The following is a 20239-nucleotide window of genomic DNA, read 5'->3' as shown; positions in this document are numbered from 1 at the left end:
CGCTCAGGCGAGGCATACCACCATGTTTTATCCGGATCCTTTTGACGTCATTATCATTGGCGGGGGTCATGCAGGCACTGAGGCCGCGATGGCCGCAGCGCGTATGGGTCAGCAGACCCTGCTGTTGACACACAATATCGACACGCTGGGGCAGATGAGCTGCAACCCGGCGATCGGCGGTATTGGGAAAGGACACCTGGTAAAAGAAGTGGATGCGCTCGGCGGGCTGATGGCGAAGGCGATCGATCAGGCGGGTATTCAGTTTAGGATACTAAACGCCAGCAAAGGCCCGGCAGTCCGTGCGACACGTGCGCAGGCAGACCGCGTGCTTTACCGCCAGGCAGTGCGAACAGCGCTTGAAAACCAACCGAACCTGATGATCTTCCAGCAGGCGGTTGAAGATCTGATCGTCGAAAACGATCGCGTTGTGGGTGCCGTGACCCAGATGGGGCTCAAATTCCGTGCGAAAGCGGTGGTGCTGACCGTAGGGACCTTCCTCGACGGTAAAATCCATATTGGTCTTGATAACTACAGCGGTGGTCGTGCGGGCGATCCGCCATCGATTCCGCTGTCGCGTCGTCTGCGCGAACTGCCGCTGCGCGTCAGCCGCCTGAAAACCGGTACACCGCCGCGTATTGACGCGCGCACTATCGATTTCAGCGTTCTGGCCCAGCAGCATGGCGATAACCCGATGCCGGTGTTCTCGTTTATGGGCAACGTCGCGCAGCATCCGCGTCAGGTGCCGTGCTATGTCACGCATACCAATGAAAAAACCCACGATGTGATCCGCAATAACCTCGATCGCAGCCCGATGTATGCCGGTGTTATCGAAGGGATCGGCCCGCGTTACTGCCCGTCGATCGAAGATAAAGTCATGCGCTTTGCCGATCGCAATCAGCACCAGATCTTCCTTGAGCCGGAAGGACTAACCTCCAACGAAATCTACCCGAACGGTATCTCCACCAGCCTGCCGTTTGATGTGCAGATGCAAATTGTGCGTTCCATGCAGGGGATGGAAAACGCGAAGATTGTTCGCCCTGGCTACGCCATTGAGTACGACTTCTTCGATCCGCGCGATCTGAAACCTACGCTTGAAAGTAAATTTATTCAGGGTCTGTTCTTTGCCGGCCAGATTAACGGCACCACCGGGTACGAAGAAGCTGCGGCCCAGGGGCTGCTGGCGGGGCTTAATGCCGCGCGCTTCTCTGCCGAAAAAGAGGGCTGGGCGCCGCGTCGCGATCAGGCTTATCTTGGCGTACTGGTGGACGATCTCTGCACCCTGGGGACAAAAGAGCCGTACCGTATGTTTACCTCCCGCGCGGAGTACCGCCTGATGCTGCGCGAAGACAATGCCGATCTGCGCCTGACGGAAGCGGGTCGTGAGCTGGGTCTGGTGGATGACGAGCGCTGGGCGCGTTTCAACGAAAAACTGGAGACTATCGAGCGTGAACGTCAGCGCCTGAAATCTCAGTGGGTATCGCCAGCCTCTGAACATACGCCTGCTGTCAACGAACATCTGACTGCACCGTTATCGCGCGAAGCCAGCGGCGAAGATCTGCTGCGTCGTCCTGAGATGACCTACGAGCAACTGGTTCAGTTGGCGCCGTTCGCTCCGGGCCTGGACGATCAACAAGCTGCCGAGCAGGTGGAAATCCAGGTGAAATACGAGGGTTATATTGCGCGTCAGCAGGATGAGATCGAAAAACAGCAGCGCAATGAGAATACGCTGTTACCCGCAACGCTGGATTACCGCCAGGTTAACGGGCTTTCCAACGAAGTGATCGCCAAGCTTAACGATCATAAGCCGTCGTCCATTGGCCAGGCATCACGCATTTCCGGCATTACCCCGGCGGCGATCTCCATTCTGCTGGTGTGGCTGAAAAAACAAGGTATGCTGCGCCGTAGCGCCTAATCTTACTTATCTGCCCGGTTTTACCGGGCATTTTAATTCCACAGGTAACAACCGTGCTTAACAAACTCTCTCGTCTGCTCGATGAAGCAGGTATTTCGTTGTCCGATCACCAGCAACAACAACTGGTGGCTTACGTCGAACTGCTGCACAAATGGAACAAAGCGTACAACCTGACTTCCGTACGCGATCCCAACGAGATGCTGATCCGCCATATCCTCGACAGTGTTGTGGTTGCGCCTTACCTGCAAGGTTCACGCTTTATTGACGTTGGGACCGGCCCCGGATTGCCTGGCATTCCGTTGTCTATCGTATGCCCTGAATCGCACTTCACGTTGCTCGACAGCCTTGGCAAACGGGTACGGTTTTTACGCCAGGTTCAGCATGAATTGAAACTGAGCAATATCGAACCGGTGCAGAGTCGTGTCGAAGATTTCCCGGCACAACCGCCATTTGACGGTGTTATCAGCCGCGCTTTTGCTTCGCTGAATGACATGGTGAACTGGTGCCGGCATTTGCCTGGCGAAGAAGGGCGTTTCTATGCGCTTAAAGGTTTAGTGCCGGAAGAGGAAATTGCGCTGTTACCCGCTGATTTGTGTGTAGAAACAATTGTTAAACTGCATGTTCCGCACCTGGATGGCGAGCGTCATTTAGTCGTCGTTAAAGCAAATAAAGTTTAATTTTTATCAAAAAATGTATCATTCGTGCGGTTGCCGCGATGTTAAAAAACGACATTAAAAACGGTGATACGTTCAGTTACATTTAACCGTATTTTTACCAGGATTTTTCTGACATTTAACGCTGTGAATTTTATTCACGCTTAAAATAATCAACTGTGAAAATATCAGCCCGCTAAAAATCGGCCTCGATAACGAAATATTGTTGTTAAATAATTATTAAAAATGTCAATAAATCGTTTTCATAGTAGATGTGAGTGTTTTAAAAAGAGTTGTGATAAATCAGCTTAAATATCAGAAAGATGAAAAGTATCAAATTCCTGCTGCGATAAATAAGGCGGGTGCATAAATGTTTATTTTGTGACCGAGTGCACGCTTTACCAGCAGGAATTTCGCGTTATTTGCACTTTTGCTCGAAGGTTCACAGTTTCTGCAAAAGTTTAAAAATAGCGCTTGGGAAAAATATTTAAACATTTATTCACCTTTTCGCTACTTATTGTTTGAAATCACGAGGCCGCACCGTATAATTTGACCGCTTTTTGATGCTTGACTCCGGGCCCCAAAGAACGTTTTATACGACACGCGGCATACCTCATAGGGAGCAGGAGTTAAGAAACGCAATGTCTGTGTCGCTCTATAGTCGAAACGTTGCTCGCAGGCTTCTGCTTATTCAGTTTCTGGCAGTAATGGCAAGTGGATTGCTGTTTAGCCTCAAAGACCCCTTCTGGGGCATTTCCGCCGTGTGCGGAGGTATGGCAGTCTTACTGCCGAATATGTTGTTTATGATTTTTGCCTGGCGTCATCAGGCGCATACACCCGCTAAAGGCCGCGTGGCTTGGACCTTCGCCTTCGGTGAAGCGCTCAAGGTGTTGATGACATTCGTGTTACTGGTGGTGGCGCTGGCGGTTTTCAAGGTGGCTTTTTTGCCGCTGATAGTCACGTGGGTTTCGGTGCTGGTAGTTCAGATACTGGCACCTGCTGTAATTAACAACAAAGGGTAAGAGGCATCATGTCTGCAGGAGAATACTCAACACCGCAGGAGTACATCGGTCACCATCTGAATAACCTTCAGATTGACCTGCGTACCTTCTCACTGGTGGATCCGCATAACCCCCCGGCCACTTTCTGGACGCTGAATATCGACTCCATGTTTTTCTCAGTGGTTCTGGGTCTGTTGTTCCTGGTGATGTTCCGTAGCGTAGCGAAAAAAGCCACCAGCGGTGTCCCGGGGAAATTCCAGACGGCGATTGAGCTGGTGATTGGTTTTGTTCATGGTAGCGTCAAAGACATGTACCACGGCAAAAGCAAGCTTATCGCACCACTGGCCCTGACGATCTTCGTCTGGGTATTCCTGATGAACCTGATGGATCTTTTGCCTATCGACTTCCTTCCGTGGATTGGCGAGCACGTCCTGGGTCTGCCTGCACTGCGCGTGGTGCCGTCTGCTGACGTCAACATCACCCTGTCGATGGCGCTGGGCGTATTTATCCTGATTCTGTTCTACAGCATCAAAATGAAGGGTATTGGCGGTTTCGCTAAAGAGCTGACTCTCCAGCCGTTCAACCATCCGGTATTTATTCCGGTAAACCTTATCCTTGAGGGCGTGAGCCTGCTGTCCAAACCGGTTTCACTCGGTCTGCGACTGTTCGGCAACATGTACGCGGGTGAGTTGATTTTCATTCTGATCGCGGGTCTTCTGCCGTGGTGGTCACAGTGGGTTCTGAATGTGCCGTGGGCCATTTTCCACATCCTGATTATTACGCTGCAAGCCTTTATCTTCATGGTTCTGACGATTGTCTATCTGTCGATGGCATCCGAAGAGCATTGATTTTTAACAACACTACTACGTTTTAACTGAAACAAACTGGAGACTGTCATGGAAAACCTGAATATGGATCTGCTGTACTTGGCTGCCGCTGTGATGATGGGTCTGGCGGCAATCGGTGCTGCGATCGGTATCGGCATCCTCGGGGGTAAATTCCTGGAAGGCGCTGCGCGTCAGCCGGATCTGATTCCTCTGCTGCGTACTCAGTTCTTTATCGTTATGGGTCTGGTGGATGCTATCCCGATGATCGCTGTGGGTCTGGGTCTGTACGTGATGTTTGCTGTCGCGTAGTAAGGGTTGCTTTTCAAGCAATTGTTTAGAACGTTAACCAGATAAGAGGCATTGTGCTGTGAATCTAAACGCAACAATCCTCGGCCAGGCCATCGCGTTTGTCCTGTTCGTTCTGTTCTGCATGAAGTACGTATGGCCGCCGTTAATGGCTGCCATCGAAAAACGTCAGAAAGAAATTGCTGACGGTCTTGCTTCCGCAGAACGAGCTAAAAAGGACCTTGACCTTGCACAGGCCAATGCGACCGACCAGCTGAAAAAAGCGAAAGCTGAAGCTCAGGTAATCATTGAACAGGCGAACAAACGTCGTTCTCAGATCCTGGACGAAGCGAAAGCAGAAGCCGAGCAGGAACGTACCAAAATCGTGGCGCAGGCGCAGGCGGAAATTGACGCCGAACGCAAACGCGCCCGCGAAGAGCTGCGTAAGCAAGTGGCTCTGCTGGCAGTAGCCGGCGCCGAGAAAATCATCGAGCGTTCCGTGGATGAAGCTGCTAACAGCGACATCGTGAATAAACTGGTCGCTGAACTGTAAGGAGGAGGGGCTGATGTCTGAATTTGTAACGGTAGCTCGCCCCTACGCCAAAGCAGCTTTTGACTTTGCCGTCGAAACTCAGAGCGTTGACCGCTGGCAGGATATGCTGGCGTTCGCCGCCGAGGTGACGAAAAATGAAGACATGGCAGAGCTTATCTCCGGCGCGTTAGCACCGGAAACGCTCGCTAAGTCGTTTATCGCAGTTTGTGGGGAGCAACTTGACGACAAAGGTCAGAACCTGATCCGGGTGATGGCTGAAAATGGTCGAATCAAAGTGCTTCCTGATGTTCTTGAGCAGTTTATTCAGTTACGCGCAGCCAGCGAGGCTATCGCAGAAGTCGAAGTGACTTCCGCGTCCGCACTGAGTGAAGAACAGCTTTCGAAGATCCGCGCCGCGATGGAAAAACGTCTGTCACGCAAAGTGAAGCTGAATTGCAATATCGATAAGTCTGTAATGGCAGGCGTAATCATCCGTGCGGGTGATATGGTCATTGATGGTAGCGTACGCGGCCGTCTTGAACGCCTTGCAGACGTCTTGCAGTCTTAAGGGGACTGGAGCATGCAACTGAATTCCACCGAAATCAGCGAACTGATCAAGCAGCGCATTGCTCAGTTCAGTGTTGTGAGCGAAGCTCACAACGAAGGTACTATTGTTTCTGTAAGTGACGGTGTTATCCGCATCCACGGCCTGGCCGACTGTATGCAGGGCGAGATGATTTCTCTGCCGGGTAACCGTTACGCTATCGCACTGAACCTGGAGCGCGACTCCGTAGGTGCAGTTGTGATGGGTCCATACGCTGACCTCGCCGAAGGCATGAAGGTGAAGTGTACTGGCCGTATTCTGGAAGTTCCGGTTGGCCGTGGCCTGCTTGGCCGTGTGGTCAACACCCTGGGCGCGCCGATCGACGGTAAAGGTCCGGTTGATAACGATGGCTTCTCGCCAATCGAAGTTATCGCCCCGGGCGTTATCGATCGTCAGTCCGTCGATCAGCCGGTACAGACGGGTTATAAATCCGTTGACGCCATGATCCCAATTGGTCGTGGTCAGCGTGAATTGATCATCGGTGACCGTCAGACCGGTAAAACCGCGATGGCAATCGATGCGATCATCAACCAGCGCGATTCCGGCATCAAATGCGTATACGTCGCTATCGGCCAGAAAGCTTCTACCATTGCTAACGTGGTACGTAAGCTGGAAGAGCACGGCGCACTGTCCAACACCATCGTTGTTGTGGCAACCGCTTCTGAATCTGCTGCACTGCAATACCTGGCGCCGTATGCCGGTTGCGCAATGGGTGAATACTTCCGCGACCGCGGCGAAGATGCGCTGATCGTATACGATGACCTGTCCAAACAGGCAGTTGCTTACCGCCAGGTTTCCCTGCTGCTCCGTCGTCCGCCGGGACGTGAAGCATTCCCGGGCGACGTATTCTATCTCCACTCTCGTCTGCTGGAGCGCGCATCCCGCGTTAATGCTGAATACGTTGAAAACTTCACCAAAGGTGAAGTGAAAGGTAAAACCGGTTCTCTGACCGCACTGCCGATCATTGAAACCCAGGCGGGTGACGTTTCTGCGTTCGTTCCGACCAACGTAATTTCTATTACCGATGGTCAGATCTTCCTGGAAACCAACCTGTTTAACTCCGGTATTCGTCCGGCGGTTAACCCGGGTATCTCCGTATCTCGTGTGGGTGGTGCAGCTCAGACCAAGATCATCAAAAAACTGTCCGGTGGTATTCGTACCGCACTGGCGCAGTATCGTGAACTGGCGGCGTTCTCGCAGTTTGCGTCCGATCTGGATGAAGCGACCCGTAAACAGCTGAGCCACGGTCAGAAAGTGACCGAGCTGCTGAAACAGAAACAGTATGCCCCTATGTCTGTTGCACAACAGGGCCTGGTGCTGTTCGCAGCTGAGCGCGGTTACCTCGAAGATGTGGAACTGGCGAAAATCGGTAGCTTCGAAGCCGCTCTGTTGGCTTTCGCTGACCGTGATCACGCTCCGCTGATGCAAGAGATCAACCAGTCCGGTGGCTATAACGACGAAATCGAAGGCAAGCTGAAAGGCCTCCTCGATTCCTTCAAAGCAACCCAATCCTGGTAACGTCTGGCGGCTTGTCTTAGGGCAGGCCGCAAGGCATTGAGGAGAAGCTCATGGCCGGCGCAAAAGAGATACGTAGTAAGATCGCAAGCGTCCAGAACACGCAGAAGATCACTAAAGCGATGGAGATGGTCGCCGCTTCCAAAATGCGTAAATCGCAGGATCGCATGGCGTCCAGCCGTCCTTATGCAGATACCATGCGCAAAGTGATTGGTCACCTTGCAAACGGTAATCTGGAATATAAGCACCCCTATCTGGAAGAACGCGACGTTAAACGCGTGGGCTACCTGGTGGTGTCGACCGACCGTGGTCTGTGCGGTGGTTTGAACATTAACCTGTTCAAAAAACTGCTGGCGGATATGAAAGCGTGGTCCGATAAAGGCGTTCAGAGCGAACTCGCGATGATCGGCTCTAAAGGCGTCTCTTTCTTTAATTCCGTAGGTGGCAACGTTGTCGCTCAGGTGACTGGTATGGGTGATAACCCGTCCTTGTCAGAGCTGATCGGCCCGGTAAAAGTAATGTTGCAAGCCTACGACGAAGGTCGTCTCGACAAGCTTTATATTGTTAGCAACAAATTTATCAACACCATGTCTCAGGTACCGACCATCACTCAGCTGCTGCCGTTACCGGCTGCAGAAGATGAAGAGTTGAAGCGTAAATCCTGGGATTATCTGTATGAACCTGATCCAAAAGCGCTGCTGGATACTCTCCTGCGTCGTTATGTTGAATCTCAGGTTTACCAGGGTGTTGTGGAAAACCTGGCCAGCGAGCAGGCCGCACGTATGGTGGCGATGAAAGCCGCGACCGACAATGGCGGCAGCCTGATTAAAGAGCTGCAGTTGGTATACAACAAAGCTCGTCAGGCCAGCATTACTCAGGAACTCACCGAAATCGTCGGTGGTGCATCCGCGGTATAACCAGGTTAATTCGTAGAGGATTCATGATGGCTACTGGAAAAATTGTCCAGGTAATCGGCGCCGTAGTTGACGTCGAATTCCCTCAGGATGCCGTACCGCGCGTGTACGATGCTCTTGAGGTTAAAAATGGTAACGAGACGCTGGTGCTGGAAGTTCAGCAGCAGCTCGGCGGCGGTATCGTACGTACCATCGCCATGGGTTCTTCTGACGGTCTGCGTCGTGGTCTGGAAGTTAATGACCTTGCGCACCCGATCGAAGTCCCGGTAGGTAAAGCTACACTGGGTCGTATCATGAACGTGCTCGGTCAGCCGATCGACATGAAAGGCGACATCGGTGAAGAAGAGCGTTGGGCGATTCACCGCGCGGCACCTTCCTATGAAGAGCTCTCCAGCTCTCAGGAACTGCTGGAAACCGGCATCAAAGTTATCGACCTGATGTGTCCGTTCGCCAAGGGCGGTAAAGTCGGTCTGTTTGGTGGTGCGGGCGTAGGTAAAACCGTAAACATGATGGAGCTGATCCGTAACATCGCGATCGAGCACTCCGGTTACTCTGTTTTTGCGGGCGTGGGTGAACGTACTCGTGAGGGTAACGACTTCTACCATGAAATGACCGACTCCAACGTTCTGGATAAAGTATCCCTGGTTTACGGCCAGATGAACGAGCCGCCGGGAAACCGTCTGCGCGTTGCGCTGACCGGCCTGACCATGGCTGAGAAGTTCCGTGACGAAGGTCGTGACGTTCTGTTGTTCGTCGACAACATCTACCGTTATACCCTTGCCGGTACTGAAGTATCCGCACTGCTGGGCCGTATGCCTTCAGCGGTAGGTTACCAGCCGACGCTGGCGGAAGAGATGGGTGTTCTGCAGGAACGTATCACCTCTACCAAAACCGGTTCTATCACCTCCGTTCAGGCGGTATACGTACCTGCGGATGACTTGACTGACCCGTCACCAGCCACCACCTTTGCGCACCTTGACGCAACCGTGGTACTGAGCCGTCAGATCGCGTCTCTGGGTATCTACCCGGCCGTTGACCCGCTGGATTCCACCAGCCGTCAGCTGGATCCGCTGGTTGTTGGTCAGGAACACTACGACACCGCGCGTGGCGTACAGTCTCTGCTGCAACGTTATCAGGAACTGAAAGACATCATCGCCATCCTCGGTATGGATGAGCTGTCTGAAGAAGACAAACTGGTGGTAGCTCGCGCACGTAAGATCCAGCGCTTCCTGTCCCAGCCGTTCTTCGTAGCGGAAGTATTTACCGGTTCTCCGGGCAAATACGTCTCCCTGAAAGACACCATCCGTGGCTTTAAAGGCATTATGGAAGGCGAATACGATCACCTGCCGGAGCAGGCGTTCTACATGGTTGGTTCCATCGAAGAAGCAGTGGAAAAAGCCAAAAAACTTTAACGCCTTAATCGGAGGGTGATATGGCAATGACTTACCACCTGGACGTCGTCAGCGCAGAGCAACAAATGTTCTCTGGTCTGGTCGAAAAAATCCAGGTAACGGGCAGTGAAGGTGAACTGGGTATTTTCCCGGGTCACGCACCGCTGCTCACCGCCATTAAGCCTGGTATGATCCGCATCGTAAAACAGTTCGGTCATGAAGAGTTTATCTATCTGTCCGGCGGCATTCTTGAAGTGCAACCGAGCAGCGTGACCGTTCTGGCTGATACCGCTATTCGTGGCCAGGATCTCGACGAAGCGCGAGCCCTGGAATCGAAGCGTAAAGCAGAAGAGCACATTAATAGCTCTCACGGTGACGTGGATTACGCTCAGGCGTCTGCGGAGCTGGCGAAAGCCATCGCGAAACTGCGTGTTATCGAGTTGACCAAAAAAGCGATGTAACACCGGCTTGAACGTTAAAAAGCCAGTCTGGTTTCCAGGCTGGCTTTTTTTATGGCTGCGTTCCAGTAAAGATGAAACTGAAAGTGTGTTTTATTATTTTGTGATGCATATCACAAAAATGTTGATCGGTTAAAAAATGAGGCGTAGACTCTTTTTTGTGAAGTTCATCACAGAAAATAACCTTCAGTCAAAGCAGGAAACCATTATGAAACTGATCAACAAAATCATCGCTCTCTTCAGCAACATGAACATCTCTTTCGGTACGTTCAATCATTAATTGCTGATATGCCGAGTGGCGCCACGCTTACCGTTGTGTGATAAGCGAGCGCCATCTGGCTACATCTTCAGTTCCGCCAGCACCGCCCCACTATCCAGCACTTTCCCCTTGTTGTTCACGCTCTGCCCTTTCTCAATAAAATAATTCGTCTCATCAATATTTCCGACCACCGCATCGTCATAGCGGCCCGGCGCACTGCGCACGGATTTGTTGTGGGTGAATTTCCCCTGAGTGGAAGCATCACCATAGGGGCTTGGGCGAAAAATAAAGTTAAAGCGTTGATTATCCGCAGCGATATTGTTCTCTACCACCAGCGCACCAGGATTAAAATTGTCGGTGAAACCGTCCAGATGGTTAGCAATCGCTTTACTGTTCCGCACCTGATGCGCCACTGGCTGCCCTTCTCCCCCCAGTTTGAAACCGTTGCTGGTATTGTTGCTGGCAATAGAATTCTCGATCACCACAACACCATTGCCGCCGTCCTCAATCTTATTAAACAAATCAAAGCCGTCATCGATATTGTCATGGGAGTAGCATCTCTCCAGGCGGTTACCGTCACCGACGCGCATCTTCACCGCGAAGCCGTCAGCGTTGATTTTGCCGGGATCTTCATTACCCCAGGACTCAGCATCGATCACGCGGTTATGGCTCGCCCACAGTGCGCGACCAATGTTTTCCGGTGAGGAGATCTGAATGCCGGTATCGTCATTACGCCAGGCGACCACTTTTTCGATCACGTTATGGCTACCCTGCACACGCAGGCTCTTATCGGTAACGCCAATACCTTTGATATGCCAGTAGCTGGCATCAACCAATAAACCGTGGATCACCGCTTTGCCATCGGCTTGCAGCGTTTTTGGTTTATCACGCAAGCCGCTGGCGGTGAGCGGGATCTCTGCCCGGGCATAATCTCCGGCTTTCAGGTTAATTGTCCCGCCTGGCGGCAACAGAGATATAGCGGTTGGCAAATCCAGAGGTGATGCAGCGGTACCTTCACCATCCGCTTTACCATCGGCGGCGGCATACAGAGTAGAAGCCATGGTTCCGGCAACCCTTTCGACAGCGAACGTCTGCGAAATGGGCGTTATCTCTTTACCGCTTGTTGGTGTAAAGGTCAGTGCAAAGGTGTTCTCTGCCGCCAGGTGAGTTGGCAGGGTATACATTTCACCTGCTTTCACCGGTTTTTCATTACCGATCACCACTTCGTTCTGCCGCACGCTAAACAAGCCATCATAATTAGCGCGTGCCTGCACCGTGTAGGCTTCGCCAATGCTCTGGGCGGGAGAGGCTATTTGTACGACAACCGGCAACGGCTTAGCCTGCCAGGGTTTAGAATCAATAGTCTGGGCTTTGCTGGTGGTTAATGTGGCATCGCTAACCACAATTTTGGCGTTACGCGAGGCAAAAAAACCCACGTAATAGTGGTCTTTATTTTGCACCGAAATCAAATCGGCGCGCGGTACGCTGCGGCTGACCCATTTATCACTCCCCTGCGGCGCCCATGCGCTGATAAAACCGTCGTTGGTACGTTCTAGTTTCAGGCGAAAGGTTGGTGTCTGGCGAAGATCAATCTCTTCCTGATAACTCTGTTTCGAGATAGTGGCACCAGCATTCCCCCACGGCTGGCTAATCCCCTCGCGGGTAATCGCTTGCATCTTCACGCGGAAATTATCTTTTTTATCCTGCGTCATAATGGCGTTCATCACCATATTTGATGCCGCCGGAAACTCTTCATAACCCTCTTTCAGCGGCTGCTGGCGCGGAGTACCAATCACATCTCGTACCAGCAAACCTGCACCTTCCTGCGCGGCGGGTTTTGCTCCGTTTTCAGGACCGAACTGTTCAACGGTAATGGTTGCCTGTAAGACAAAATTTTCGTTACCAGGAAGTCGGGTATAAAAAAACGTCAGGCCGTCGTGAGAATTGGCAATTTTGCCGCCACGGCTTTCAATAGTGATCGGATTTGTTAACGTCGCTTCATCCGCAACAGAGAGCTTTTTACCGGCGATGGTGACATCATTGACGCCTATTTTTTCCGGTAACACATTCGATGAGAAATTCATGTCGGTAGATTGCCCAAAAGCAATTGCTTTCCAGACAGGGGCTGTTGCAGCCAACGCAGGAATGGGAATAAGTGAACTGCAAATCGTGAGGGCCAGAGGTATTTTATAATTCATTTTATTCTCCTGATTGATAATTGCCTGCCATTATCATCAAGATGAAACGGTGTTTCTTTTTTGTACGTCACACTCTTTGATAATTAAAACGCTGTTTTGTTTTTGTGCGATCTTTATTCAGGGTGAGAATAATGGCTAACTCATTGTATGAATTAGCACCAGCGGGAAATGGCGCTATTTTTCAGCGGCAAACTGATTTACTCTGCGCACCAAATAGTCTTCAAATGGCCTGAAATAGCGGAACTTGAGCGTTTCGTCGGCAATCCATTTCATGCTACAAAATATGTAGAATTTTCAACACGAAAGAGGTTTACTTCTTTCCCAAAATAGAGTCAGGACGCAAATGTTGAACACAAAAATGAGTGTGGTGATCCTTGCTGCGGGCAAAGGTACACGCATGTATTCCGATCTTCCCAAAGTGCTGCATACGCTTGCAGGGAAAGCGATGGTTCAGCATGTCATTGATACCGCAACTTTTCTTGGCGCGAATCACGTCCATCTGGTGTATGGCCACGGTGGCGATCTGCTCAAACAACGCCTTTCTGACGATAAACTCAATTGGGTTCTGCAAGCTGAACAGCTGGGTACTGGCCATGCGATGCAGCAGGCCGCACCGTTCTTTGCGGATGACGAAGATATTCTCATGCTCTATGGTGATGTGCCGCTGATTTCGGTGGAAACACTGGAACGTCTGCGTGCTGCAAAACCGCAAGGTGGGATCGGTTTGTTAACTGTGGTTCTGGATGACCCTACTGGATATGGCCGCATCACGCGCGAAAACGGCGTTGTGACTGGTATTGTTGAGCAGAAAGATGCCAGTGAAGAGCAGCGTAAGATTAACGAAATCAATACCGGTATTTTGATCGCCAATGGCGGCGATATGAAACGCTGGCTTGGTAAACTCACCAACAATAATGCCCAGGGTGAATACTACATCACCGATATCATTGCACTGGCTTATCAGGAAGGGCGTGAAATCGTCGCTGTGCACCCGCAGCGTCTGAGCGAAGTGGAAGGCGTTAACAATCGTCTTCAGTTGTCACGCCTGGAACGCGCTTATCAGTCTGAGCAAGCCGAAAAATTGCTGCTGGCAGGCGTTATGCTGCGCGATCCTGCGCGTTTCGATCTGCGCGGTACGCTGGAGCACGGGCGGGATGTCGAGATCGATGCTAACGTCATCATTGAAGGTCACGTTAAGCTTGGCGATCGCGTGAAAATTGGCGCTGGTTGCGTTCTGAAAAACAGCGAAATTGGCGACGATTGCGAAATCAGCCCGTATAGCGTTGTGGAAGATGCTCGTCTGGAAGCGGAATGTACCATCGGGCCTTTTGCGCGTTTGCGCCCGGGCGCTGAACTGTTGGCTGGCGCGCATGTCGGCAACTTTGTGGAAATGAAAAAAGCGCGTCTGGGGAAAGGTTCGAAAGCGGGCCATCTGACTTATCTGGGCGATGCAGAAATTGGCGACAACGTAAATGTCGGTGCAGGCGTTATTACCTGTAACTATGATGGCGCGAACAAGCATAAAACTATTATTGGTGATGATGTCTTCGTTGGTTCTGACACGCAACTGGTGGCACCTGTCACAATCGGTAAAGGTGCGACGATTGCCGCCGGTACCACGGTGACGCGCAACGTTAACGAAAATGAACTGGTTTTAAGCCGCGTGCCGCAGGTCCAAAAACAGGGCTGGCAGCGTCCGGTGAAGAAGAAGTAACGATTTCAGGGATGAGGGGAAAGATAATTCCCCCGCCCGCGTGCAGTACCTATAAAAATAACCCCACTCTCTACAAGGCTCGGGGAGTCCGATAATCGGACACTTACACTCAATAATTCGCGTTGTACAAAGGCAGCGTCGAAGAATGACGTGTAAACAGGTTGACCGACAACAAAAGGCATAATGCCAAAATCGGAATCAAAAAATATGTGTGGAATTGTTGGCGCAGTCGCGCAACGTGATGTAGCTGAAATCCTTCTCGAAGGCCTTCGTCGTCTGGAATACCGTGGTTATGACTCTGCTGGTCTGGCGGTGATTGATGCACAAGGTCATATGACCCGTCTGCGCCGTCTTGGTAAAGTGCAGATGCTCTCTCAGGCGGCGGAAGAACACCCGCTGCATGGTGGCACCGGTATTGCTCATACGCGTTGGGCAACGCATGGTGAACCGTCGGAAGGCAACGCGCATCCGCATGTTTCTGACCATATTGTGGTGGTGCATAACGGTATTATCGAAAACCACGAGCCGCTGCGTGAAGAGTTAAAAGCACGCGGTTATGTGTTTGTTTCTGAAACGGATACCGAAGTTATCGCGCACCTGGTGCACTGGGAACTGGAGCAGGGCGGCACGCTGCGTGAAGCTGTACTGCGTACTATTCCTCAGTTACGCGGGGCATATGGCACTGTCATCATGGATACGCGCGATCCGGGTACGTTGCTGGCAGCGCGCTCTGGCAGTCCGCTGGTTATTGGCCTGGGCATGGGTGAAAACTTTATTGCATCCGATCAGCTGGCCTTGCTGCCGGTTACCCGCCGCTTTATCTTCCTTGAAGAGGGCGATATTGCTGAAGTGACTCGCCGTAGCGTGACTGTTTTCGATAAATCTGGCGCGCAGGTTAAACGCCCTGATATCGAATCTAATCTGCAATACGACGCTGGCGATAAAGGTATTTACCGCCACTACATGCAAAAAGAGATCTACGAGCAGCCGAACGCCATCAAAAACACACTGACTGGCCGTATCAGCCATGGTGAAGTTGATCTGAGCGAACTGGGGCCGAATGCCAACGAGCTGCTGTCGAAAGTTGAACATATTCAGATCGTTGCCTGCGGTACGTCTTATAACTCCGGTATGGTTTCCCGCTACTGGTTTGAAGCGCTGGCGGGTGTTCCGTGCGATGTCGAAATCGCTTCTGAGTTCCGCTATCGCAAATCTGCGGTGCGTCGTAATAGCCTGATGATCACCCTGTCGCAGTCTGGCGAAACGGCGGATACGCTGGCGGCACTGCGTTTGTCAAAAGAGCTGGGTTATCTGGGTTCGCTGGCTATTTGTAACGTTCCGGGTTCCTCGCTAGTGCGCGAATCCGACCTGGCGATGATGACCAAAGCCGGTACGGAAATCGGCGTTGCATCAACCAAAGCGTTTACCACTCAGCTCACTGTGTTGCTGATGCTGGTGGCGAAACTGAGCCGCCTGAAAGGGCTGGATGCGGCCATTGAGCACGATATCGTTCATGGTTTGCAGGCGCTGCCGAGCCGCATTGAGCAGATGCTGTCGCAGGATAAACGCATTGAAGCGCTGGCAGAAGATTTCTCCGACAAGCATCATGCGCTGTTCCTTGGCCGTGGCGACCAGTATCCGATCGCACTGGAAGGTGCGCTGAAGCTGAAAGAGATCTCCTATATTCATGCCGAAGCCTATGCCGCAGGTGAACTGAAACATGGCCCATTGGCGCTGATTGATGCCGATATGCCGGTGATTGTCGTTGCGCCAAACAACGAGCTGCTGGAAAAACTGAAATCCAACATCGAAGAAGTTCGCGCCCGTGGCGGCGTGCTGTATGTCTTTGCCGATCAGGATGCCGGTTTCACCAGCAACGACAATATGCACATTATCGATATGCCGCATGTAGAAGAAGTGATCGCGCCAATCTTCTATACCGTGCCGCTGCAACTGCTGGCTTACCATGTTGCGCTGATCAAAGGCACCGACGTGGATCAGCCGCGTAACCTGGCGAAATCGGTTACTGTGGAATAAGGTCTTAAGCTTGTCATAGTGTAGAGAGAGGTTGCCTGATGGCAGCCTCTTTTTTTAAGGATAGCCATGAGTTTGTTGGAAAAAATGGCAGGTGCAAGATTGCTTGCACTCATCAATTATTGCCGGGGTGTTGATGCGGGAATAGCGGGTCGCAAGCTGGCACAGTTGAAGCTGGCGGCGGAGGCATTTAAAGAGATGCCAAAGGCCTATCCTGCAGGCAGAGGCGGGATGACATTTTATGGCAGCGTAACGGTGGTGTTTTATGCCTTGTTACTAAGCTATGTTTGCCTTGCGCTGACGGTGAAAACCGCCATTGGTGGCCTGAGTTTCATCGCAGGTGTAGCGGTATTTTTAGTCCTGGTCGTGGCGCTCATCGGCGTAGAAAAAGGGCGCACGCTCTCCTTAAAATTATTCCTGGCTGTCTGGTTGCTGTTATGTGTTTGCAACGTGCCAGTGGCAGGATGGCTTCTCATTGCTCCGTTTTCCGCACTGTCTCTGGTTTTTTGGGGGAGTAGTATGGTTCTTTTATGGCTGACGCGGAAAGTGATGAATGGGCCGGAACTTACGAAATTAGTGCAGTGGCGTGTATCGCTAAAAATAGCCCAATTCCGGCGTCAGGCGCTGACGCAATCCAGGCGTAAATAAAGTGATAAGCGGTGGCTTTTTCTCGCGTTTTGTTAGGACTTCTTGTCAGATTCAGCTACGTTTTTAATGTCATAAAACTAAAATCTTGCTGACATTTTATCGTCATCAACTTTTTTATCTCGCTGATAAATCATCCTGAATTCGTTAAATCTGGCCGTAATCCGTTGCTGTCATCAAACAGTAACAATCTTTGCATATAACTGTCATCAAAGTGTCCTATTTTGCTCATCGTAGCCACTAAACAACGATTTACGATTCTTGCAGGAGACATTATGAACGTTATGCGTACCACTGTCGCAACTGTTGTCGCCGCGACCTTTTCTCTGAGTGCATTTGCTGTAAACGCAGCTGCCAGCCTGACAGGCGCGGGCGCAACTTTCCCGGCGCCGGTGTATGCCAAGTGGGCTGATACCTACCAGAAAGAAACAGGTAACAAGATTAACTACCAGGGTATCGGTTCGTCTGGTGGCGTTAAACAAATTACTGCTAAAACTGTTGATTTCGGTGCGTCCGATGCCCCGCTGGCTGACGACAAACTGGCTCAGGAAGGCCTGTTCCAGTTTCCGACTGTGATCGGCGGTATCGTGCTGGCAATTAACGTCCCGGGTGTTAAATCCGGTGAGCTGGTGCTGGACGGCAAGACCCTGGGTGATATCTACCTGGGTAATATCAAAAAATGGGATGACGCGGCTATTGCCAAACTCAACCCAGGCCTGAAACTGCCTTCACAGAACATCGCTGTGGTTCGCCGCGCTGATGGTTCCGGTACCTCCTTCGTTTTCACCAGCTACCTGGCGAAAGTGAACGAAGAGTGGAAATCTAAAGTCGGTTCTGGCTCTACCGTTAACTGGCCGACCGGTCTGGGCGGTAAAGGTAACGACGGTATCGCCGCGTTCGTTCAGCGTCTGCCGGGCTCTATCGGTTACGTTGAATATGCTTACGCTAAGCAGAACAACCTGACCTACACCAAGCTGCTTTCTGCCGATGGTAAAGCGGTTAGCCCGACGGAAACCAGTTTCTCCAACGCGGCTAAAGATATCGACTGGAGCAAGTCTTTCGCACAGGACCTGACTAACCAGAAAGGTGCGGACGTGTGGCCAATCACTTCCACCACGTTCATTCTGGTGCATAAAGAGCAGGCTAAACCTGAGCAAGGCGCTGAAGTGCTGAAATTCTTTGACTGGGCCTACAAAAAAGGCGGCAAACAAGCTAACGATCTCGACTACGCAACCCTGCCGGATAGCGTTGTTGAACAAGTTCGCGCTGCCTGGAAAGCCAACGTGAAAGACAGCAGCGGTAAAGCACTGTACTAAGCACTGGTTTTTGAAGAACATGGCGGATGGCGCTTACACCATCCGCCTTACAGATCTTCTGTAGGCCGGCAAGCGCAAGTGCCTGCGGGCAAATTCGTAAGACGTTAAACTGAAGAGTAATTTATGGCTGCAACCAAGCCGGCATTTAATCCCCCGGGTAAAAAAGGCGACATGTTATTCAGCGCACTGGTAAGACTGGCTGCGCTGATTGTGTTATTGCTGCTCAGCGGCATTATCGTGTCCCTGATTTTCTCCTCATGGCCAAGCATTCAGAAGTTTGGTTTTTCTTTCCTGTGGACCAAAGAGTGGGATGCGCCGAATGACGTCTACGGGGCGCTGGTACCGATTTACGGCACCATTGTTACCTCGGTCATCGCGCTACTTATCGCGGTTCCGGTGAGTTTTGGTATCGCGCTGTTTCTGACGGAGCTGTCGCCAAACTGGCTGAAACGCCCGCTGGGTATTGCTATTGAACTGCTGGCGGCGATCCCGAGTATTGTGTACGGCATGTGGGGGCTGTTTATTTTTGCTCCGCTGTTCGCGACTTACTTCCAGGAGCCGGTGGGCAATGTCCTTTCTAACATTCCATTTGTCGGCGCGCTGTTTTCCGGCCCCGCATTTGGTATCGGCATTCTGGCCGCCGGGGTGATCCTCGCCATTATGATTATTCCGTACATTGCGGCGGTAATGCGCGATGTATTCGAACAAACACCGGTGATGATGAAAGAGTCGGCCTACGGCATTGGCTGCACCACCTGGGAGGTTATCTGGCGTATCGTGTTGCCCTTTACCAAAAACGGGGTGATTGGTGGCGTAATGCTGGGGCTGGGGCGCGCACTGGGTGAAACCATGGCGGTGACCTTTATCATCGGTAACACCTACCAGCTCGACAGTGCTTCACTGTTTATGCCTGGCAACAGTATTACCTCTGCACTGGCGAATGAGTTTGCCGAAGCCGAATCGGGCTTGCATGTCGCGGCATTGATGGAACTGGGGCTTATCCTGTTCGTGATCACCTTTATCGTATTGGCCATTTCTAAATTTATGATCATGCGCCTGGCGAAAAACGAGGGGGCACGCTAATGGCTACGCTTGAAATGCAAAGTACCGCGCAACTGGCTGAATCGCGTCGCAAAATGCAGGCGCGCCGCCGTCTGAAAAACCGCATTGCCCTGACATTGTCGATGGCGACGATGGCCTTTGGTCTGTTCTGGTTGATTTGGATCCTGCTGTCGACGGTTACCCGTGGTTTTGATGGTATGTCGCTGGCGATGTTTACCGAAATGACACCGCCACCAAATACGGCGGGCGGTGGCCTGGCTAACGCCCTGGCGGGCAGCGGCCTGTTAATTCTCTGGGCGACGGTTGTCGGTACACCACTGGGCATTATGGCCGGGATTTATCTGGCGGAGTATGGCCGTAAATCACTGTTGGCTGAAATTATTCGGTTTATCAACGACATCCTGCTTTCAGCGCCTTCTATCGTGGTTGGCCTGTTCGTTTACACCATCGTTGTCGCGCAGATGCAGCACTTCTCCGGTTGGGCCGGTGTGATTGCGCTGGCGCTGTTACAGGTGCCGATTGTCATCCGTACTACGGAAAACATGCTGAAACTGGTGCCGGACAGCCTGCGCGAAGCGGCTTACGCGTTGGGAACGCCGAAATGGAAGATGATTTCCGCCATTACCCTGAAAGCCTCGGTTTCCGGGATTATGACCGGCGTGCTGCTGGCTGTTGCGCGTATTGCGGGTGAAACGGCACCGCTGCTGTTTACCGCGCTCTCCAACCAGTTCTGGAGCACCGATATGATGCAGCCTATCGCTAACTTGCCGGTGACGATTTTCAAATTCGCTATGAGCCCGTTTGCCGAGTGGCAGCAGCTGGCCTGGGCCGGGGTGCTGATCATCACTCTCTGTGTACTGTTGTTAAATATTCTGGCGCGCGTCATTTTCGCGAAGAGTAAACACGGTTAATTTTTGCG

The 20239-nt window shown here is 51.8% G+C and carries 18 protein-coding genes; 17 read left to right on the top strand and 1 reads right to left on the bottom strand.

The annotated features are described in order from the left end of the window. The first annotated feature begins 22 nt into the window (after nt 1–22). The 11 genes from mnmG to H650_RS14130 all read left to right on the top strand — a co-directional run bounded on the left by mnmG (nt 23) and on the right by H650_RS14130 (nt 10095). Nucleotides 23–1912 (top strand): tRNA uridine-5-carboxymethylaminomethyl(34) synthesis enzyme MnmG, encoded by a 1890-nt coding sequence (mnmG, locus tag H650_RS14180; RefSeq protein WP_020455865.1) that lies wholly within the window; start codon nt 23–25, stop codon nt 1910–1912. Between the two features lie 53 nt (nt 1913–1965). After that, nucleotides 1966–2589, top strand: coding sequence for a 16S rRNA (guanine(527)-N(7))-methyltransferase RsmG (gene rsmG / locus H650_RS14175; RefSeq protein WP_020455864.1), 624 nt, complete (start codon nt 1966–1968; stop codon nt 2587–2589). A 617-nt stretch (nt 2590–3206) separates the two neighbouring features. Then, nucleotides 3207–3587, top strand: coding sequence for a F0F1 ATP synthase subunit I (gene atpI / locus H650_RS14170; protein ID WP_017458042.1), 381 nt, complete (start codon nt 3207–3209; stop codon nt 3585–3587). Between the two features lie 8 nt (nt 3588–3595). After that, complete coding sequence (atpB, locus tag H650_RS14165; protein ID WP_020455863.1) at nt 3596–4414, top strand: F0F1 ATP synthase subunit A; 819 nt, start codon at nt 3596–3598, stop codon at nt 4412–4414. A 48-nt stretch (nt 4415–4462) separates the two neighbouring features. Next, complete coding sequence (gene atpE / locus H650_RS14160; RefSeq protein WP_007369368.1) at nt 4463–4702, top strand: F0F1 ATP synthase subunit C; 240 nt, start codon at nt 4463–4465, stop codon at nt 4700–4702. A 58-nt stretch (nt 4703–4760) separates the two neighbouring features. Further along, on the top strand, nt 4761–5231 hold the full coding sequence (gene atpF / locus H650_RS14155; RefSeq protein WP_017458044.1) for a F0F1 ATP synthase subunit B: 471 nt from the start codon (nt 4761–4763) through the stop codon (nt 5229–5231). 13 nt (nt 5232–5244) lie between these two features. Continuing rightward, nucleotides 5245–5778, top strand: coding sequence for a F0F1 ATP synthase subunit delta (gene atpH, locus H650_RS14150; protein ID WP_017458045.1), 534 nt, complete (start codon nt 5245–5247; stop codon nt 5776–5778). A 12-nt stretch (nt 5779–5790) separates the two neighbouring features. Next, complete coding sequence (gene atpA / locus H650_RS14145) at nt 5791–7332, top strand: F0F1 ATP synthase subunit alpha (RefSeq protein WP_017458046.1); 1542 nt, start codon at nt 5791–5793, stop codon at nt 7330–7332. A gap of 50 nt (nt 7333–7382) precedes the next feature. Continuing rightward, nucleotides 7383–8246, top strand: a complete 864-nt coding sequence (gene atpG / locus H650_RS14140; RefSeq protein ID WP_017458047.1) for a F0F1 ATP synthase subunit gamma — start codon at nt 7383–7385, stop codon at nt 8244–8246. 26 nt (nt 8247–8272) lie between these two features. Further along, the gene (gene atpD, locus H650_RS14135; RefSeq protein ID WP_017458048.1) at nt 8273–9655 is read left to right on the top strand and encodes a F0F1 ATP synthase subunit beta; all 1383 of its coding nucleotides are present in this window, start codon (nt 8273–8275) and stop codon (nt 9653–9655) included. A 20-nt stretch (nt 9656–9675) separates the two neighbouring features. Beyond that, nucleotides 9676–10095, top strand: coding sequence for a F0F1 ATP synthase subunit epsilon (locus H650_RS14130; protein ID WP_017458049.1), 420 nt, complete (start codon nt 9676–9678; stop codon nt 10093–10095). Nucleotides 10096–10431: 336 nt separating this feature from the next. Here the strand turns inward: H650_RS14130 and H650_RS14125 are convergent, their stop codons facing one another. Next, nucleotides 10432–12549: a right-handed parallel beta-helix repeat-containing protein gene (locus H650_RS14125; RefSeq protein ID WP_020455860.1), complete on the bottom strand. Its 2118-nt coding sequence runs from the start codon at nt 12547–12549 to the stop codon at nt 10432–10434. A gap of 343 nt (nt 12550–12892) precedes the next feature. Here H650_RS14125 and glmU point away from each other — a divergent pair, with 343 nt between their 5' ends. The 6 genes from glmU to pstA all read left to right on the top strand — a co-directional run bounded on the left by glmU (nt 12893) and on the right by pstA (nt 20231). Then, nucleotides 12893–14263: a bifunctional UDP-N-acetylglucosamine diphosphorylase/glucosamine-1-phosphate N-acetyltransferase GlmU gene (glmU, locus tag H650_RS14120; RefSeq protein ID WP_020455859.1), complete on the top strand. Its 1371-nt coding sequence runs from the start codon at nt 12893–12895 to the stop codon at nt 14261–14263. A 207-nt stretch (nt 14264–14470) separates the two neighbouring features. Beyond that, nucleotides 14471–16300 carry a glutamine--fructose-6-phosphate transaminase (isomerizing) gene (gene glmS, locus H650_RS14115; protein ID WP_044489764.1) on the top strand — a complete coding sequence of 610 codons (1830 nt, stop codon included), beginning with the start codon at nt 14471–14473 and terminating at the stop codon, nt 16298–16300. A gap of 66 nt (nt 16301–16366) precedes the next feature. Beyond that, nucleotides 16367–16945 carry a hypothetical protein gene (locus H650_RS14110; RefSeq protein WP_020455857.1) on the top strand — a complete coding sequence of 193 codons (579 nt, stop codon included), beginning with the start codon at nt 16367–16369 and terminating at the stop codon, nt 16943–16945. A gap of 272 nt (nt 16946–17217) precedes the next feature. Continuing rightward, nucleotides 17218–18258 carry a phosphate ABC transporter substrate-binding protein PstS gene (gene pstS / locus H650_RS14105; RefSeq protein ID WP_020455856.1) on the top strand — a complete coding sequence of 347 codons (1041 nt, stop codon included), beginning with the start codon at nt 17218–17220 and terminating at the stop codon, nt 18256–18258. 123 nt (nt 18259–18381) lie between these two features. Beyond that, nucleotides 18382–19341 carry a phosphate ABC transporter permease PstC gene (gene pstC / locus H650_RS14100; RefSeq protein WP_017458058.1) on the top strand — a complete coding sequence of 320 codons (960 nt, stop codon included), beginning with the start codon at nt 18382–18384 and terminating at the stop codon, nt 19339–19341. Next, nucleotides 19341–20231 (top strand): phosphate ABC transporter permease PstA, encoded by an 891-nt coding sequence (gene pstA / locus H650_RS14095; protein ID WP_017458059.1) that lies wholly within the window; start codon nt 19341–19343, stop codon nt 20229–20231. The genes pstC and pstA overlap by 1 nt, the downstream gene beginning before the upstream one ends. The last annotated feature ends 8 nt before the right edge of the window (nt 20232–20239 follow it).

The organism is Enterobacter sp. R4-368, assembly GCF_000410515.1.
In the GTDB taxonomy this organism is placed as follows: Bacteria; Pseudomonadota; Gammaproteobacteria; order Enterobacterales; family Enterobacteriaceae; genus Kosakonia.
This window is presented reverse-complemented; position numbering and strand designations above follow the sequence as displayed.

Excerpts from the sequence above, each read along its gene's own strand:
- mnmG (WP_020455865.1), top strand. The coding sequence starts at position 23 with ATGTTTTATCCGGATCCTTTTGACGTCATTATCATTGGCGGGGGTCAT.
- atpI (WP_017458042.1), top strand. The coding sequence starts at position 3,207 with ATGTCTGTGTCGCTCTATAGTCGAAACGTTGCTCGCAGGCTTCTGCTT.
- atpB (WP_020455863.1), top strand. The coding sequence starts at position 3,596 with ATGTCTGCAGGAGAATACTCAACACCGCAGGAGTACATCGGTCACCAT.
- atpE (WP_007369368.1), top strand. The coding sequence starts at position 4,463 with ATGGAAAACCTGAATATGGATCTGCTGTACTTGGCTGCCGCTGTGATG.
- atpH (WP_017458045.1), top strand. The coding sequence starts at position 5,245 with ATGTCTGAATTTGTAACGGTAGCTCGCCCCTACGCCAAAGCAGCTTTT.
- atpA (WP_017458046.1), top strand. The coding sequence starts at position 5,791 with ATGCAACTGAATTCCACCGAAATCAGCGAACTGATCAAGCAGCGCATT.
- atpG (WP_017458047.1), top strand. The coding sequence starts at position 7,383 with ATGGCCGGCGCAAAAGAGATACGTAGTAAGATCGCAAGCGTCCAGAAC.
- atpD (WP_017458048.1), top strand. The coding sequence starts at position 8,273 with ATGGCTACTGGAAAAATTGTCCAGGTAATCGGCGCCGTAGTTGACGTC.
- H650_RS14130 (WP_017458049.1), top strand. The coding sequence starts at position 9,676 with ATGGCAATGACTTACCACCTGGACGTCGTCAGCGCAGAGCAACAAATG.
- H650_RS14125 (WP_020455860.1), bottom strand. The coding sequence starts at position 12,549 with ATGAATTATAAAATACCTCTGGCCCTCACGATTTGCAGTTCACTTATT.
- glmU (WP_020455859.1), top strand. The coding sequence starts at position 12,893 with ATGTTGAACACAAAAATGAGTGTGGTGATCCTTGCTGCGGGCAAAGGT.
- glmS (WP_044489764.1), top strand. The coding sequence starts at position 14,471 with ATGTGTGGAATTGTTGGCGCAGTCGCGCAACGTGATGTAGCTGAAATC.
- H650_RS14110 (WP_020455857.1), top strand. The coding sequence starts at position 16,367 with ATGAGTTTGTTGGAAAAAATGGCAGGTGCAAGATTGCTTGCACTCATC.
- pstS (WP_020455856.1), top strand. The coding sequence starts at position 17,218 with ATGAACGTTATGCGTACCACTGTCGCAACTGTTGTCGCCGCGACCTTT.
- pstC (WP_017458058.1), top strand. The coding sequence starts at position 18,382 with ATGGCTGCAACCAAGCCGGCATTTAATCCCCCGGGTAAAAAAGGCGAC.
- pstA (WP_017458059.1), top strand. The coding sequence starts at position 19,341 with ATGGCTACGCTTGAAATGCAAAGTACCGCGCAACTGGCTGAATCGCGT.